The sequence below is a fragment of the Porphyrobacter sp. AAP82 genome (assembly GCF_000331285.1).
GTDB lineage: Bacteria > Pseudomonadota > Alphaproteobacteria > Sphingomonadales > Sphingomonadaceae > Erythrobacter.
The window spans coordinates 23,228-38,959 of the sequence record NZ_ANFX01000020.1 but is presented as its reverse complement, the minus strand read 5'-3'; the positions used below and the strand labels follow the sequence as shown (position 1 = coordinate 38,959).

Annotated in this window: 18 protein-coding genes; 6 read left to right on the top strand and 12 right to left on the bottom strand. The window is 67.9% G+C overall.

The window, feature by feature from the left end:
* Positions 1-40: 40 nt before the first annotated feature.
* On the bottom strand, positions 41-1,300 hold the full coding sequence (locus D620_RS0106400; RefSeq protein ID WP_017664971.1) for an FAD-binding domain-containing protein: 1,260 nt from the start codon (positions 1,298-1,300) through the stop codon (positions 41-43).
* A 63-nt stretch (positions 1,301-1,363) separates the two neighbouring features.
* On the opposite strand from D620_RS0106400, the gene D620_RS0106395 reads away from it, so the two are divergent.
* Together D620_RS0106395 and D620_RS0106390 are read left to right on the top strand one after the other, a co-directional pair.
* Positions 1,364-1,795 carry a COG3650 family protein gene (locus D620_RS0106395; RefSeq protein WP_017664970.1) on the top strand — a complete coding sequence of 144 codons (432 nt, stop codon included), beginning with the start codon at positions 1,364-1,366 and terminating at the stop codon, positions 1,793-1,795.
* 31 nt (positions 1,796-1,826) lie between these two features.
* Positions 1,827-2,234 (top strand): GFA family protein, encoded by a 408-nt coding sequence (locus D620_RS0106390; RefSeq protein WP_017664969.1) that lies wholly within the window; start codon positions 1,827-1,829, stop codon positions 2,232-2,234.
* Positions 2,235-2,237: 3 nt separating this feature from the next.
* Here the strand turns inward: D620_RS0106390 and D620_RS0106385 are convergent, their stop codons facing one another.
* The gene (locus D620_RS0106385) at positions 2,238-3,707 is read right to left on the bottom strand and encodes a S41 family peptidase (RefSeq protein ID WP_017664968.1); all 1,470 of its coding nucleotides are present in this window, start codon (positions 3,705-3,707) and stop codon (positions 2,238-2,240) included.
* A gap of 242 nt (positions 3,708-3,949) precedes the next feature.
* Between D620_RS0106385 and D620_RS0106380 the strand changes: the two genes are divergently transcribed.
* Together D620_RS0106380 and D620_RS0106375 are read left to right on the top strand one after the other, a co-directional pair.
* Positions 3,950-4,537: a YbhB/YbcL family Raf kinase inhibitor-like protein gene (locus D620_RS0106380; RefSeq protein ID WP_017664967.1), complete on the top strand. Its 588-nt coding sequence runs from the start codon at positions 3,950-3,952 to the stop codon at positions 4,535-4,537.
* 28 nt (positions 4,538-4,565) lie between these two features.
* The gene (locus tag D620_RS0106375; RefSeq protein ID WP_017664966.1) at positions 4,566-4,820 is read left to right on the top strand and encodes an SWIB/MDM2 domain-containing protein; all 255 of its coding nucleotides are present in this window, start codon (positions 4,566-4,568) and stop codon (positions 4,818-4,820) included.
* Positions 4,821-4,868: 48 nt separating this feature from the next.
* Here the strand turns inward: D620_RS0106375 and D620_RS0106370 are convergent, their stop codons facing one another.
* The 3 genes from D620_RS0106370 to D620_RS0106360 are packed head-to-tail and all read right to left on the bottom strand — an operon-like array spanning position 4,869 to position 5,931.
* Positions 4,869-5,102, bottom strand: a complete 234-nt coding sequence (locus D620_RS0106370) for a DUF3253 domain-containing protein (protein ID WP_017664965.1) — start codon at positions 5,100-5,102, stop codon at positions 4,869-4,871.
* The gene (locus tag D620_RS0106365; protein WP_017664964.1) at positions 5,099-5,494 is read right to left on the bottom strand and encodes a DoxX family protein; all 396 of its coding nucleotides are present in this window, start codon (positions 5,492-5,494) and stop codon (positions 5,099-5,101) included. The genes D620_RS0106370 and D620_RS0106365 overlap by 4 nt, the downstream gene beginning before the upstream one ends.
* A complete protein-coding gene (locus tag D620_RS0106360; RefSeq protein WP_017664963.1) occupies positions 5,491-5,931 on the bottom strand; it encodes a cupin domain-containing protein in 441 nt (146 codons plus the stop codon). Before D620_RS0106360 ends, D620_RS0106365 begins: the two co-directional genes overlap by 4 nt.
* Before the next feature lie 65 nt (positions 5,932-5,996).
* On the opposite strand from D620_RS0106360, the gene D620_RS0106355 reads away from it, so the two are divergent.
* Positions 5,997-7,322, top strand: coding sequence for a dipeptidase (locus D620_RS0106355; protein ID WP_017664962.1), 1,326 nt, complete (start codon positions 5,997-5,999; stop codon positions 7,320-7,322).
* A gap of 10 nt (positions 7,323-7,332) precedes the next feature.
* On the opposite strand, the gene D620_RS16570 is transcribed toward D620_RS0106355, so the two are convergent.
* From D620_RS16570 to D620_RS0106320, 7 genes are all read right to left on the bottom strand, one after another.
* Entirely contained in the window at positions 7,333-7,491 is a 159-nt protein-coding gene (locus tag D620_RS16570) for a hypothetical protein (RefSeq protein WP_017664961.1), read from the bottom strand.
* 97 nt (positions 7,492-7,588) lie between these two features.
* The gene (locus tag D620_RS14810; RefSeq protein WP_017664960.1) at positions 7,589-7,927 is read right to left on the bottom strand and encodes a hypothetical protein; all 339 of its coding nucleotides are present in this window, start codon (positions 7,925-7,927) and stop codon (positions 7,589-7,591) included.
* Positions 7,928-8,026: 99 nt separating this feature from the next.
* Positions 8,027-8,863, bottom strand: coding sequence for a 2,3,4,5-tetrahydropyridine-2,6-dicarboxylate N-succinyltransferase (gene dapD / locus D620_RS0106340; protein ID WP_017664959.1), 837 nt, complete (start codon positions 8,861-8,863; stop codon positions 8,027-8,029).
* 222 nt (positions 8,864-9,085) lie between these two features.
* Positions 9,086-10,168, bottom strand: a complete 1,083-nt coding sequence (locus D620_RS0106335; protein WP_017664958.1) for a phosphotransferase family protein — start codon at positions 10,166-10,168, stop codon at positions 9,086-9,088.
* Positions 10,168-11,259: a Zn-dependent alcohol dehydrogenase gene (locus tag D620_RS0106330; protein WP_017664957.1), complete on the bottom strand. Its 1,092-nt coding sequence runs from the start codon at positions 11,257-11,259 to the stop codon at positions 10,168-10,170. Before D620_RS0106330 ends, D620_RS0106335 begins: the two co-directional genes overlap by 1 nt.
* Before the next feature lie 173 nt (positions 11,260-11,432).
* Positions 11,433-12,770, bottom strand: coding sequence for an acyl-CoA dehydrogenase family protein (locus tag D620_RS0106325; protein ID WP_017664956.1), 1,338 nt, complete (start codon positions 12,768-12,770; stop codon positions 11,433-11,435).
* 89 nt (positions 12,771-12,859) lie between these two features.
* Positions 12,860-14,368 carry an MFS transporter gene (locus tag D620_RS0106320; RefSeq protein WP_233992004.1) on the bottom strand — a complete coding sequence of 503 codons (1,509 nt, stop codon included), beginning with the start codon at positions 14,366-14,368 and terminating at the stop codon, positions 12,860-12,862.
* A 169-nt stretch (positions 14,369-14,537) separates the two neighbouring features.
* Here D620_RS0106320 and D620_RS0106315 point away from each other — a divergent pair, with 169 nt between their 5' ends.
* Positions 14,538-15,731 carry an acyl-CoA dehydrogenase family protein gene (locus D620_RS0106315; RefSeq protein WP_017664954.1) on the top strand — a complete coding sequence of 398 codons (1,194 nt, stop codon included), beginning with the start codon at positions 14,538-14,540 and terminating at the stop codon, positions 15,729-15,731.
* The last annotated feature ends 1 nt before the right edge of the window (position 15,732 follow it).

Below are 15,732 nucleotides of genomic sequence, written 5' to 3'. Positions count from 1 at the left end.
CGGGAGTGAGTGTCAGCCGCAAGCTGCTACGCCATCAGGGTTAATTCCCGGTTGAAACAGGCACCGCGCGGCCCTGGATGGCGCATTCGGCGATCAGCGCGTCGATCGCCTTGGCCACCGGGAAGAACCCCGCCTTGGCGAGCGGCCAGGTGGCGCGGTCGAGATCGCCGAGCAGGGTGATGATGCGCCCTGCGGCGGCCAGCGGGGCGAGATCGGGCCACAGCGCGTCGCGGGTCCATCCGGCGGGGAGAAACGGCACCGCGATCCGTTCCACCCCGGCCGCCACGAGCAGCGGGGCGAGCGGTGCGCCTGCGCGCCATTGCGCAGCGGGGCAGCCGAAAGCGGCAGCGCCTGAAGTCATGCCGCCCGCGAGCGCCCCTTGCGCGAAGGCCTGCGCGTGGCGCCCGGCCCCGCCAGGGGAGCGGGCTGCGCTGCGTTCGGCGCCGATCACCAGCGCCGGGCTTGCCGGCAGAGCCAGCGGCGCGTGATGCGCGGCCTCGTCATGCAGCAGCAGCGCGAAAGGCTGCGCAAGCTCGGCGGCAGTGACGGGGCGGGGCAGGTCGAGCGTCTGGCGCGCGTAATCGTGCGGTTCGGTCAGCGGCTCTGCCTCGTCACCCGCGAGCCGTGCAGCCGCGAGCGCGCCTTCGGGCCGGCCGGCGGTGTAACGCGCGATATTGTCGGCCCGCGCGAGGTAGTGTTTGCCCCTGGTGTGCAGCCCCGCGACCCAGCGCCACGAGAGGGTGTTGGAGGCCGCATCGCCGTCGATCAGGTGTTTGAGGAAGAAGTCCGCGCCAAGCCGCCAGTCGAGCTTGAGGGTGAAAATCCAGATGCTCGCAAACCACATCCGCGCGTGATTGTGGAGGTAGCCGGTCCCGGCCAGCTCGCGCGCCCACACGTCGAAGGCCTCGATTCCCGTCCGGCCCTCGCTCGCTTCGGTGAAGGCCTTGCGCAGCCCCGCATTGCCCGCGAGCGCGGCCAGCGCATTGTCGCGCCCCTTGCAATAGTCGTCCCAGATCGCCGGGCGCTGTTCGAGGTAGCCCTTGAAGTAGATCCGCCAGAACACCTCGGTGATGAATTTTTCCGCCGCGCGGGGGGAGTGCTCCGAGAGCACCGCCTCCAGCACCTCGGTCTCGCCGATCACGCCTGCATGGAGCCACGGCGAAAGCTGCGAGACATTGCTCCGCCCGCCGGGGCGCGGGCCATCGTCGGCATTGCGGGTTTCGGCATAGCGGCGACCGGCGGCGGGGAGGAAGGCGGCAAGGCGGGCCAATGCGGCCTCGCGGGTCGGGGTGAAGTCCATGCGCGCCCAACCGCTTGGCGCGCCTGCGGTTCCGGCCTAATCCTGCAAGTGAGGAGAAACCCGATGCAACCCCGCCCGCTGCCGCTCGCCGCGCTCACTCTTGTGCTTGCCGCTTGCACCCCGGCCAAGACCGACGGCATCGACCCGCAGGGCAAGGCCTTCGATGCCCTCGCGCCGCAGGAAGCCGTCACCATGCTCGGCACCGAACCCTTCTGGAACCTTGCGGTCACGGGCGACAGGGGGCTGTGGACCACGCCCGAGAACCAGCCCGGCAGCGCGGTCACGCTCAAGCGGTTTGCCGGAAACGGGGGCCTGGGCTTTTCCGGCACGCTCGATGGCAAGGCCCTGACCGCCACGCTCACCCCGGGCCAATGCAGCGACGGGATGAGCGACCGCACCTTCCCCTATGTCGCCACTATCGCTTTGGGGGGCGAGATTTTCGAGGGCTGCGGCTATAGCGAGACCCAGCCATTCACCGGCCCCGAAGCGCCGTAGAGCGCGAGCGGCCATCACGGGGAGAGAGACGATGACCATCACCGGAGGCTGCCTGTGCGGCAGCGTGCGCTATTCCTGCAAGGCCGATCCGCTGCTGTGCGTCACCTGCCATTGCAAGAACTGCCAGCGTCAGGCCGGCAGCGCGCTTTCGGTGATCATCGGCGTGCCCGAGGCCGCGGTGAGCTTCGAGGGCACGCTCAAGACCTACAACGACACCGGCGACAGCGGCGCGACGGTGCGGCGGCAGTTCTGCCCGGAATGCGGATCGCCGGTCTTCACCCGGGTCGACAGCCCGCCTGGGATGATGTTCATCAAGGCCGGGACGCTGGACGATACCAGCATCCTCAAGCCCGCCTTCCACTGCTATGCCAAGAGCAAGCAGGACTGGGTCGACCTTGGCGACACGCCGAGCTTCGCGACGGTGCCCGAGGGCCTGTAACGCCTAGAACAGCCCGGGCAGTTCGCGCTGGACGGGCAAGGGCTTTCTCGGCTGGAGCGGCTCGCGCTCGGGAAGGTCGAGGCCCTGCCTTGCGGCCTGGCCGCCATTGGCGCCTGCCGCCGCGATGTCCGCTCCCGATCCGCTGATCGGGGTGCAGGCGCGCCCGGCGAGGAAATCGAGTGCCGCCGCGACCGAGGCCTCGCGCGGATCGCCGAGCGGCCGGGTGATGTCATCGCCCGCACGGCAGGTGTTGGGCACGACGCTGGCAAGGCCGTTGTAATATTCGCCCTGATTGCTGGCGTTGACCGTCTGGAAGGCGACCGCACGGACGCGCAAATCGCAGGCCGCAAGGTCGAAGCCGAACTGGCCGACCGGCTTGCCGAAGGAATTGGCCCCGACCAGCGCCATGTTGTTGCCGAGGTAGGGCAGCATCGAATTGATCACCAGCTCGCTTGCCGAGGCGCTCGATCCGGTGGTGATGAAGGCGATCTTGGTGGGGGCGATGGCGTTCGCCTCGTTGCGGAACAGCTGGGTGGAGTTTTCCGAGGCCTTGGACGCGCGCAGGACCTCGCGGCTCCACACCTGCCCCACGCGACCGCGCCCCAACAGGTCGCCGAAGGTGTCGCCCACGCTGACGAGCCCGCCGCCGTTGTAGCGCAGGTCGATGATCAGTTCGGTGACGCCCTGGGTGTTGAGCTGTCCGAAGATCGTGCGCAGCTGGTTGGCCGCATCCGAGATGATGAAGGTGCGCAGGTTGATATAGCCGATCCTGCGCGCGCCATCGGTGATGACCGAGAAGCCGTAGCGGTCCGAGACCGGATCGAGCGCGAATTCGGTCTTGGTGACGGTGCGTTCCTGGCTGGCGCCGCCCGCCGGGGTGAAGCGCAGCACGCGGCTGAGTCCCGCGGTCGAGGGCCCGAGCGCGTCGGCCACCGCCTGCGATCCGCCGCTCGCGAACAGGCTGGAGACGCTTTGCAGCGTGGCGGTGCTGGTGCCGATCGCGGTGATCTCGGTCCCGCGGTCGATCCCGGCGGCGAGCGCGGCGGTGCCTTCATAGGTCTCGACCACGAACAGGCGGCGGTTCGCCGTGTCATAGGACAGGCGGATGCCGAAGCCCGCCGAGGAGCCCGAATTGATCAGCGCGTTCTCTTCCGCGATCGAGGTCGCGAAGGTGAAGAAGCGGTCCCGCCCGAGGTTGCGCGCCGGCGCGACGCGGGCATCGAGATAATCGTCGAGATTGCTGACGCTCGCGCGGTTCACCGTGGCGAGCAGATCGGGGAACAGATACCATTCGTTCAGCACCTGGTCGGCGAAATCCTGCCGCGCGCTCAGCGAGCAGGCCGACGAGGTCGGTGTCGGGGTGGGGGTGCCGCCGCCGCTGGTGGGCGGGCCGGACGAGGACGATCCGCCCCCGCCGCAAGCGGCAAGCTGGAAGGCCAGAACAAGGCTGAGCGCGGCGCGGCCGACATGCATGGCGTGACATCACTCCCGACAATTTGGCGCGCCGAAGGGTCGGCGCGCGGGTGCAGGAATGCCCCGCCAGACCGCCAAGAGCAAGCATGCCTGCAACAGTTCGCCCCGTTATGGCGCAAAAAAACGTGACCTTTTTGCCTGCATTTGCATGGTTTTCCGCAGAATCCGCCGAAAACGCCCTTGCCCAGTCTCGCAAGCCGCATCCGAAGGGACTAGCACGAGGGCAGTGAAAAGACAGAATCATGACTGACTTCCCCGCCTGGCTTGCACCCCATGTGCCCGCGTCCGCGCGTCATCCCGGGCTTGCGATCGCGCAGCTCGGATCGGCGCAGACCATCGCGCGCGGCGGGTTCGCCCTCACCAGTCCGGCGTTCCGCAGCGGGGAGGAACTCGATGCGAGCTTCACCGCAGCCGAGGAAGACGCCGTCGCCCCGCCGCTCGAATGGAGCGCGCCGCCGCCCGGCTCTGCCGAACTGGTGCTGGTGGTCGAGGATGCCTCCGCCCCCGGCGCCGATCCTGCCTGTCACTGGCTGGTGTGGGGTCTCGCCGGCCAGCGCGGCAAGCTGCTCGAAGGCGAGGTGCCGCCGCGCACCGGCAAGAACCAGGCGGGCAATTCCGAATGGCTGCTGCCCGCCCCGCCCGAAGGCGAGACGCGCCACTACCTGTTTCAACTTTTCGCGACTGACCTGCCGCTGGTGCTGATGCCCGGTGCAGGGCGTGCGGAACTGCTCGCATCGCTGCAAGGGTCGATAACGGCCTGTGCGGTGCTCCATGCCACCTTCACCGGCGGCGGGGATGACGATGCGGACTGGGAAGACGATGATTTGTGATCAACCTGCCATAGACATAAGGGAGTAGATGATGGCTGGAACGACCAACGCACTGCAGAAGCCCGTGACGCTTTCGGGCGACCTGGAAGCAGTGATCGGCAAGGGCCCGATGACCCGCGCCGAAGTGACCTCGAAGATGTGGGAATACATCAAGGCCAACAGCCTCCAGGACACCAAGGACAAGCGCCAGATCAATCCCGACGCCAAGCTCGGCGCGGTGATCGGCAAGGACCAGATCTCGATGTTCAAGATGACCGCTGCGGTCTCCAAGCATCTGAGCTAAGGCGGGCGGGGCCCTTGCGGTCCCATCCGGCGGGCTGACGCCCGGCAATCAGCGGCGCGCGATCCGGTAGGGTCCGCGCCGCTTTTGCTTGGCCTCGCCCTTCCACGACAGCGCGATGGAGCCTTGCGCCAGCAGACTGTCGGTCGCGGCGTGGACCGCCGCCATTCCGGCGCGCCAATCGTCCCCGGGCCCGGCGATGAGGCGCGCAGCCTCGCTCGGGCAGATGGTGGCGCCCTCGGCCCGCTCCGCGAGCAGCGCGAGGATCGCCTCCCCGGCGGTCACGCGGGTTTGCGCCTGAGCGGCAGGCATTCGCCCACCCATAGCGCGAGCCAGATGATCACCGGCTGCGCGAACATGCGCGGCACGTGGTAGCCAAGGCCAAGCCCGCCGCCCGCCTTCGCCATGTCGAGCGCGAAGTGGTTGATATTGGCAGGCCAGACGCACAGCGCATAGGCGGCAAGTCCCCACCCGGCCGCCTGCCGCAGCGGCTTAGAGACCGGCTGCACCAGCCCGATGGCCCCGAGGATCTCGGCCACCCCCGTCCACAGCACCACGGCCTCGGGGTAGGGCACGCCGGGGGGCATGATGGTGAGGAAGGGCGCGGGCTTGAGGAGATGGATCACCCCGGCGGCGAGGTAGAACACCGCCAGCACCCAACGAAGCGCTGTCTTCACGCGCCCGGCTCCCAGCCCGGTGCGGCAAGGCGGAAGCCCGCAAAGTCGAACCCCGGGACGACCACGCAGGAGACGAGGGAGTAGCCATGCGCAGCCTCTCCGAAGGGCCGGGCCGCCTGCCATTCCTGCGGAGCGACCAGGCCCTGCAACTGCTGGCCCGCCGCGATATCGCTGCCGAGGATCACCGATCGCGCGGGGCCTTCGTCCGTGGCGGCAAGCCGCAGTTCGACCGGATCGCCCGCCTGCCAGATCCACAGCTCGGCCGCATCGACCGTATGCCAGTGCGAGGCCTCGCCGGCGCGCAGGAGGAAGATGATCGCGGTGCCGCCCGCGCGGCCATCCGGCCCCGCCTCGCCCCGCCACGTTTCCTTGTACCACCCGCCCTCGGGATGGGCAGCAAGGCCCAATTGTTCAATCAACGCGCCCGCGCTATCCATGCCCGATACCCCTGCCTGTCCCGCCATCTGCCGGTGCAGGCGCTCTAGCTTCGGGAGCCTCCCCCATGCAACTCTCTGCCGCCCCGCTTGCCGCAATCGCCGCCGCGCTGATGCTCGCAAGCCCGCTTGCCGCGCAGCAGGCGAAGGCCCCGCCGCCGCCGCCGCTTGTCGACGATGCCGCCGCCACCGCCACCGCCGCCGCCGCGCTCGAGGCCGCGCCGGTGTTCGACGGGCACAACGACGCGCCGGGCCAGCTGCGGTCACGCTTCGCCAACCAGATCAATGCCTTCGACTTCACCGACACGCTGGAGGGCCATGACCATGTCGGCGGCGAGGGCGGGGCGATGCACACCGATCTCCTGCGCCTCAGGAAGGGCAAGGTCGGCGCGCAGTTCTGGTCGGTCTATGTGCCGCACAACGCCAACGAGGCTGCCGCGATCCAGCAGACCATCGAGCAGATCGATGTCACCAAGCGACTGATCGCCAAGAACCCCGATACCATGCGCTTTGCCCTCACCGCCGATCAGGTCGAGAGCGCGATGCGCGAGGGCAAGGTCGCCTCGCTGCTGGGCATGGAGGGCGGCTATTCGATCGGATCGAGCCTGGCCGTGCTGCGCCAGTTCCACGCGCTGGGCGCGCGCTACATGACGTTGACCCACAATTCCAACATCCCCTGGGCCGATGCCGCGACCGACGCGCCGCAGCACGGCGGGCTGACCGCCTTCGGCATGGACGTGGTGCGCGAGATGAACCGCATCGGCATGCTGGTCGACCTCAGCCATGTCAGCGAAGACACGATGATGGACGCGCTCGATGCGGCGAAGGCCCCGGTGATCTTCAGCCATTCCGGCGCGCGCGCGGTGACGCCGCATCCCAGAAACGTGCCCGACAGCGTGCTCGCGCGGCTGCCCGCGAATGGCGGGGTGGTGATGGTGGTCGCCCTGCCGCGCTTCATCGACGAAGATATCCGCCAATGGGACGCACGCCGCGCGGGCGAGCTGGCGCGATTGAGGGTCGTCCACCTCGGCAACCCCGATGCCGCGAGCGCGGCGATGACGACGTGGCTCGCCGCCAATCCCGAGCCCAAGGCGTCGATCGGCGACGTTGCCGATCACATCATGCACATCCGCGCGGTGGCGGGCATCGAGCATATCGGCATCGGCGGCGATTATGACGGCATGCCGATCGGCCCTGCGGGGATGGAGGATGTCAGCGGCTACCCCGCGCTGTTCACCGAACTCGCGCGGCGCGGGCTTTCGCAGGCGGAGCTGGAGCTGATCGCGAGCCGCAACATCCTGCGCGTGATGCGCGCGGCGGAAAGCTATGCGGCGAGCCTTGCAGGCCAGCCGCCGATCGAGACGCTGATCACTTCGCCCGTCGCGGCGGAGTGATCGCTCGCGGTCAGTGCGCCATCGCCAGCGCCGGGATGATCCAGACGAGGCTCATCGCGATCACCGCAAGGCCGAGGCTGATCGCCAGCACATAGCGCAGGCCCGTGTTGCTGACCGCGCCGCGCGCGTCCTCATGGTGGATCCGGTGGGCTTTGTCGTTGTCGGCCATTATCGCTCTCCCAAGCTGTCATTGACGTTACGGAAAGGCCTTTCCGTAACGTCAATCAAAGCCGCAGCGCGCTTCCGGTTCCCGACCGGCCCCCGTCTCAGTTGCCGGGCGAGGGCGCGGAGGCGGGGGCGGGGGCGGGGGCGGGCGCTGGTGCGGGGCTCTGGGGCTGTTCGCTGGTGCCCGGGGCGACCAGGCCCGCTTCCTCGGCGAGATCGGCGTTGTCATCGGCGCGGGCGGCTTCGGCCTGCTGCTTGCGCGCGACATTCATCTGGCTCTCGTCGGCATTCTGCGTCAGCGCGCCGGTCACCCAGATCACGGTCAGCGCGATGATCGCCAGCGCGAGGCTGATGAGCAGGACCCAGCGCACCACGCCCTCGGTGCTGCCCGCCTTGGCGTCGGTTTCGTCGATACGGGTGCGGCGCGGGGAATCGGGCATGGCGGTCTCCTGCTGGGGTGAGGCAGGGACTACGCCCGCGCGGGGGCCGCGGGTCCGGCGGGGGAAGTCAGGACGGGGCAGAGCGGGCCTGCCGCAGGGTCAGTCGCGCAGCAGCTCGTTGATGCCGGTCTTGGAGCGGGTCTGCGCATCGACCGTCTTGACGATGACCGCGCAGTAGAGGCTCGGGCCCATCGTGCCGTCGGGGAGCGGCTTGCCCGGCATCGAACCCGGGACGACCACCGCATAGGGCGGCACCGCGCCGATATGGACCTCTCCGCTCGCGCGGTCGACGATCCTGGTCGAGGCGCCGAGATAGACCCCCATCGAGAGCACCGCGCCGGTCCCCACGCGCACGCCTTCGGCGACTTCGGCGCGCGCGCCGATGAAGGCACCGTCGCCGATGATGACGGGTTCGGCCTGGAGTGGCTCGAGCACGCCGCCGATCCCCGCGCCGCCTGAGATGTGCACATTCGCGCCGATCTGCGCACAGGAGCCGACCGTCGCCCAGGTGTCGATCATGGTGTTCTCGCCAACGTATGCGCCGATGTTGACGAAGGAGGGCATCAGCACCGCGCCCTTGGCAATGTGCGCGCCGCGCCGCACCACCGCGCCGGGCACGACGCGGAAGCCTGCCTCGCGGAAACGGTTCTCGCCCCATCCGGCAAACTTCAGCGGCACCTTGTCATAGGCCGGCGCGCTCGCCGCGCCGCCATCGACCACGGCGTTGTCGTTGAGGCGGAAACTGAGGAGCACCGCCTTCTTGAGCCACTGGTTGACCTGCCAGCCGCCGTTGCCATCGGGCTCGGCAACGCGCGCCGCGCCGCTGTCGAGCAGCGCGAGGGCAGCCTCGACCGCTTCGCCCACGGCGTGGCCGGGGGTAACGGCAGCGCGGTCATCCCATGCGGCTTCGATGGCGGCGATCAGGCTGTCGGTCATGGGCGGTCTCCGGGCGTCGGGTTGTGACGCGCGCCTAGCCGCGCGGCGCGGCTGCGGCAAGCGGAGGCTGCACAGGCGTGAGGCAGGCATACGTAAACTTCGCTGGCACACTCAAGCTCGGCCCCCGCAGGGCCGCAAGGCCGAATGGCCGCCCGCAGGTGCCCCGTAGCGCAGCGGAGGGAACAGCACCGAGGACGCGTCCTCGGATGGGGGCGCGGAACACTAAGGCTTCATCCCCGCAGCCACCGCAAACTGATAGGCCCGCTCCGCCAGCGGCCGCACCCGCTCGCTCATCGCCTGGGCGTGGGCGCTGGACGCGGTCCCGTCGATCACGCGCTTCTTGATGCCCTGCATGATCCCTGCAAGCCGGAACAGGTTGTAGGCGAAATACCAGTCCATCGGCGGCACGGGGTAGCCGGTGCGCGCGACATAGCGTTCGACCGCCTCCTCTTGGCTGGGGATGCCGAGCGCCTCGAGATCCAGCCCCAGCAGGCCTGCGCGCCCATCGGCGGGGTTGTGCCAGTTGAGCATGAGGTAGCTGAAATCGGCAATCGGATCGCCCAGCGTCGACAGCTCCCAATCGAGCACCGCGATGATGCGCGGCTCGTCATGCGCGAAGATCACGTTGTCGAGCCGGTAGTCGCCATGGACGACGCTCGAGCCATGCTGCGGCGGGATGGTCTGCGGCAGCCAGGCGATCAGCGCTTCCATTTCCGGCATGTGCTCGGTCTCGGAGAGCTTGTACTGCTTGGTCCAGCGGGTGATCTGGCGCGCGCAATAATCGGTCGGCTTGCCATAGTCACCCATCCCGATCTTTTCGGGCTGGTTCAGGTGGAGGTCGGCCATGGTATCGATCAGCGCGTGGTAGATCGCGCGGCGTTCCTCGGGCGCGACGCCGGGCAGCGCGCCGTTCCACAAGGACCGGCCATCGGCCATGCTCATCACGAAGAACTTGGAGCCGATCACCTCCGGGTCCTCGCAAAGCCCGTAGGTGCGTGGCACCGGGAAGCCGGTCGGGTAGAGCCCGGTCATCGCCGCATATTCGCGGTCGACCGCGTGGGCGCTTGGCAGCAGCTTGCCGAAGGGCTGGCGGCGCAGCACGTAGGAAGCGCCCGGCGTGTCGATCCGGTAGGTCGGGTTCGACTGGCCGCCCTTGAACTTGGTGTAGCTGATCGGGCCGGCGAAGCCTTCGACATTGGCTTCGAACCACGCGGTCAGCGCGGCAAGGTCGAGCGCGTCCTTCTCGGTCACGGCGACCGTGCCGACCATTTCCTTGTCGAAATCGATATTGGGCGCGTCAGTCATCAGTCGAACACCACCACAGTGCGGGCCGACGTGCCCTTGCGCATCGTCTCGAAGCCCTGGTTGACCTGATCGAGCGTGATTCGCTCGGCGATGATCGTGTCGAGATCGAGCAGCCCGCGCAGGTAGAAATCGACAAGGCGCGGCAGATCGACGGGGAAGTGGTTCATCCCCATGATCGCGCCCATCAGCTTCTTGCCCGACAGGAGATCGAAGGCGCCGAGCCCGACCTTGCAATCCAAGGGCATCATGCCGAGGATCACCGCGGTCCCGCCGCGCTTGATGCTGGCGACCGCAAGATCGGCCGAGGCCTGACGCCCGACCGCTTCGATCCCCCAATCGACCCCGCCGCCGGAGATGGCGATGATCTGCTGCGCCGCATCCTCGGCGAGGGCATCGACGGTGTGGGTCGCGCCCAGCACCTCGGCCAGCGCGCGCTTTTCAGGCAGCGGATCGGCGGCGATGATCTTGCCCGCGCCGGCGATCTTGGCGGCGTTGATCGCGGCCAGGCCCACGCCCCCGCAGCCGACCACCAGCACGGTCTCGCCCGGGGTCACCTTGCAGGCGTTGAAGATCGTCCCCGCGCCGGTCGTCACCGCACAGCCGAGCAGGGCGGCGCGATCAAACGGCATGGCCTTGTCGATGGCGACGCAGGCATGTTCGTGGATCAGCATCTGCTGCGACAGGGCGGAGAGATTGAGCATTTGCGCCACCGGCGCAGAGCCATCGGCAAAGGCGATGCGCGGCGCTTCGCCCTTCTGGCGGCGGGTGTCGCCGCCAAGGCACAGCGCCATGCGGCCGGTGACGCAGAACTCGCAGTGCCCGCAGAAGGCCGAAAGGCAGGAGACGACATGGTCGCCCGGGCGAACGGTCTTCACCTCGCTGCCGACCGCGCGCACGATCCCGGCTGCCTCGTGCCCGGGAATGCAGGGCAGGGCATGGGGATAATGCCCGTCGATGAAGTGCAGGTCCGAATGGCACAGCCCGCAGGCCTTGGTGTCGATCAACACCTCGTGCGGGCCGGGCTCGGCATAGGTGACCTCGGCGATGCGCAAGGGCTGGCCGGGGGCTTCAAGGATGGCGGCTTTTGCCATGATAATTCCTCACCCCACCTGCTTGCGGGAGGGGAGCGAGACCTGGGCTTGCCTCGCAAGTCGTAGTCGCAGCGGGGTGGGCCCTTGCGGGCCCATGCCCACCCCCGCCCCCTCCCGTTGATCCGAAGTGACGGTTGGCAGGGCCAACCTTCGGCGGGAGGGGAGGCTGATGCTTACCGCGCCACGCCCATGTCGCCCGAGCTGAAGCTCGATCCGTCATTGGCAGCGCGCCCGTGATTGCCGCGCAGGGCGTTCGCCGTGGGGCCGGCAACCGGCGCGTGCTTGGCGAATTCCATGTGCGCGATCGAGCGGGCGTGGACCTCGTCCGGCCCGTCGGCGAGCCGCAGGGTGCGCTGGTGGGCATAGGCAGACGCGAGGCCGTAATCTTCCGACACCCCGCCGCCGCCGTGGGCCTGGATCGCGTCGTCGATGATCTTGAGCGCCATGTTGGGGGCCTGCACCTTGATCATCGCGATTTCCTGCTTGGCCGCCTTGTTGCCGACCTTGTCCATCATGTCGGCGGCCTTGAGGCACAAGAGGCGCGTCATGTCGATATCGATGCGGGCGCGCGCCACGCGCTCTTCCCAGACCGAATGCTTGTAGACCGGCTTGCCGAACGCCTCGCGCTCCTGCAAGCGGCGGCACATCTTGGCGAGCGCCTCTTCGGCGACGCCGATGGTGCGCATGCAGTGGTGGATGCGGCCCGGCCCGAGGCGCCCTTGCGCGATCTCGAAGCCGCGGCCTTCGCCCAAGAGCATGTTCGAGACGGGCACGCGCACGTTGACCATCTCGACTTCCATGTGGCCGTGCGGGGCATCGTCATAGCCGAACACGGGCAGGTGCCGGATGATGTTCACGCCGGGACTGTCGATCGGCATCAGCACCATCGATTGCTGCGCGTGGCGCTGTGCCGCAAAATCGGTCTTGCCCATCACGATCGCGACCTTGCAGCGCGGATCGCCGAGGCCGCTCGACCACCACTTGCGCCCGTTGATGACGTAATGGTCGCCGTCCCGCTCGATGCGGGTCTCGATATTGGTCGCGTCCGAGGAGGCGGTGTAGGGCTCGGTCATCAGGAAGGCTGAACGGATCTCGCCGTTCATAAGCGGGCGGAGCCATTCCTCCTTCTGCTCGCGCGTGCCGTAGCGGTGGAAGACTTCCATGTTGCCGGTATCGGGCGCCGAGCAGTTGAACACTTCGCTCGCCCAGCCGATGCGGCCCATTTCCTCGGCGCACAGCGCGTATTCGAGGTTGGTAAGGCCCGGGCCTGCGAATTCGAAGGTCTCGTCGACATGGTGGTGGCTGTCATTGCGCGGCGGCATGAACAGGTTCCAGATGCCGGCCTCTTTTGCCAGCTTCTTCTTGTCCTCGATGATCTGGATCACCTTCCACCGGCCGCCCTCGGCGTCCTGCGCCTTGTAGACATCCATGTTGGGGCGCACGTGCTGTTCGATGAAATCGCGCACGCGGCCCGACCAGTAGGCCTGGCGTTCGGTGGGTTCGAAATCCATGGGGGTTCCTCTCGTCCTTATTTGCAATCGAATCTGGGTGTGACCGTGGCACGGGGCAGCGCCCCCGCCAAGCACTCTTTTGTGGGGCCTCAGGCGCCGATGGAGTGCCCCTCCGGATCGGCGCGCGCCGCCTCGCCGAGCGGATCGGGGCCGCGGCGATGAGCGAGCCGTTCGAGCCGCGCCTCGTGCTCGGCGCGGCTGATCGGGAAGCGCGCGAGGAAGAACGCCGAGGTCCCCGCCAGCGCCAGCGCGGCCGCGCCATAGGTCAGCACCAGCCGGACGATCACGTCCTGCGGCACGGCTCCCGGCGCGGAATTGGCGGCGAGCCCGGCAAAGCCGATGATCTGCCCGGTGACGAAGATCCCCGCCCCCGTCGCGCATTTCTGCACCAGCCAGCCGCCCGCGAAGAACGAGCCTTCGGCCCGCCTGTCGGTGCGTTCCTCGAAGGCCTCGACAATCTCGGCCATCATCGAGGTCGCCGATACCAGCGAGACCACGCCCAGCGCATTGGCGAACAGCGCGAAGCCATAAAAGCCCGCGGTCGATGCCAGCGTGCCGGGCTGCGGCCAGATGCCTGCCAGCAGCAGGCCATAGGGAATGATCCCGATCAGCGCCGCGCCAAGGGCGCTCAGCGCCGCGCTCCCCGCCTTGCCGAGCCGGCGGTGCATCGGGCCGACGATCACGAACATCAGCACCACGGAGGCAAGCAGCATCAGCGGATAGGCGACGAGCTGGCCCTGCGTCAGCTGCCAGACGAACAGGTTGAGGTAGTTCGAGATCGAGAAGGTCATCCCCTGCGCCACGTAGGCGGCAAGCCCGCCGGCGGCAAAGACCAGGAAGGCGCGCTCGGAAAAGGCCTCGGCGATCTCGGCGAAGGCGCCCTTGAAGGTGAAGGGCGGGGGCTTGCGAGCAGGCAGGCGCGCGACCAGCGGGTGCAGCCCTGCGGCCGAGCCGATCACCGACACCGCCATCAGCACCGCGCCGAAAATCCCGAAGGCCTGGTAGCCCTCCAGCGACAGCATCCCCTGCGCCCCGGGCATGAACACGGTGTAGGCGAGCACCATCATGCCCAGGCCCCCGATCCAGCCCGACAGGAAGCGGTAGCGGAACAGCGTGGTGCGTTCGTCGTAATCGGCGGTGAGTTCGGGGACGAGCGCGATCGAGGGCACCTCGCAGGCCGACAGCAGCAGCCGAACCGCAACCGCGATCCCGACCAGCCCCGCAAAGCTCGGCGCCGCGCCGCCCGGCGGGCTCCACAGCATCACCCACAGCACCGCAAGCGGGACGGGTGCGGCATAGAGCCACGGCAGGCGCCGCCCCCAGCGGGTGTAGGTGCGGTCCGAAAGGTTGCCGAGCAGCGGATCGACCAGCGCATCGACCAGCAGCGCGATCAGCAGCGCAAGGCTCACCAGCCCCGCATCCATCCCCAGCACCTGATTGTAGAAGATCAGCAGGAAGAACGAGAAGCCGTTGTCCTTCACCCCGAAGGCGACCGACCCGAATCCGGCGAGCAGTTTGACCCGCATCGGCAGCTTTCCGGCCATCACGCTGCGCCCTTGCGCCATGCGCGCGCCCTCGCAAGCGGGGTGTCCGGCCACGTTCCTCTCTCCCTTTTTTCTGCCCGCGAACCTAGACCGATTGAGGGGCGCGTCAATCGCGCAAGGGATGACGCTACGGCACGCGCGATCCAGCGAAGGACGCTTGCAGCGGCATGCGAATTGATCCTAACGTAAGCGTCAAGTGAGAGACGAGAGAGGAGAGTCGGTCATGGCCGATCTTGAACAATTCCGTGACGAAACCCGCGCCTGGCTCGAAGCCAACTGCCCGCCCGAAATGCGCGAGCCGGTGCGCGGCGAGGACGATATCTACTGGGGCGGGCGCCGCGCGACCTTCAAGAACGATGCCCAGCGCGCGTGGCTCGAAGCCTGCATCGCCAAGGGCTACACCGTGCCGATGTGGCCCAAGGAATATGGCGGCGCTGGCCTCACCGCTCCGCAAGCCAAGGTGCTGCGCGAGGAAATGGGCCGCATCAATGCCCGCCCGCCCTTGAGCAGCTTCGGCATCTGGATGCTCGGCCCGGCGCTGCTGCACTTCGGCACCGAGGGGCAGAAGCAGCGCTTCCTCAATGAAATCGCGCGCGGCGAAATCCGCTGGTGCCAGGGCTATTCGGAGCCGGGTTCGGGCAGCGATCTCGTGAGCCTTCAGACCTTCGGCGAAGACAAGGACGATCACTGGGTGGTGAGCGGCCAGAAGATCTGGACCTCCTATGCCGATCACGCCGACTGGATCTTCTGCCTTGTCCGCACCGACAAGGAGAACAAGTATGGCGGCATCACCTTCATGCTGTTCGACATGGCATCCGAAGGCGTCACCACCAAGCCGATCAAGCTGATCAGCGGCTCCTCGCCGTTCTGCGAGACCTTTTTCGACAATGTTGCCGTGCCCAAGTCCTACGGCGATGACGTGCCCGCCTATGTGGGCACCATCAACCGTGGCTGGGATGTCGCCAAGTATCTCCTCGGCCACGAGCGCGAGATGATCTCGGGCGCGGATGGCGGCGAGCGGCAGGCGGCGATCGGCGCGATGATGAAGCGCCACGCGGCCAAGCTCGGTGATGATCTTGACCCGGTGCTGCGTGCGGAGCTTGCGAATTTCGATGTCGACGCGCTGGCCTATGCCGCGATGGGCGAGAAATTCTTGGACGAGATCAAGGTCGGCAAGGCCCACCCCGCGCAGCCCAACATGATGAAATATGCCGGGACCGAGCTGAACAAGCGCCGCCACGAACTGATGATGGCGGTCGGCGGCTCGCGCAGCCTCGAATGGGAAAGCGAGGCGACCGAACACGGCAAGCCCGCCAAGAACTGGCTGCGCACCAAGGCCAACTCGATCGAGGGCGGGACTTCCGAGGTGATGCTCAACGTCATCGCCAAGCGCATCCTCGACCTGCCGGGGGCGTAAT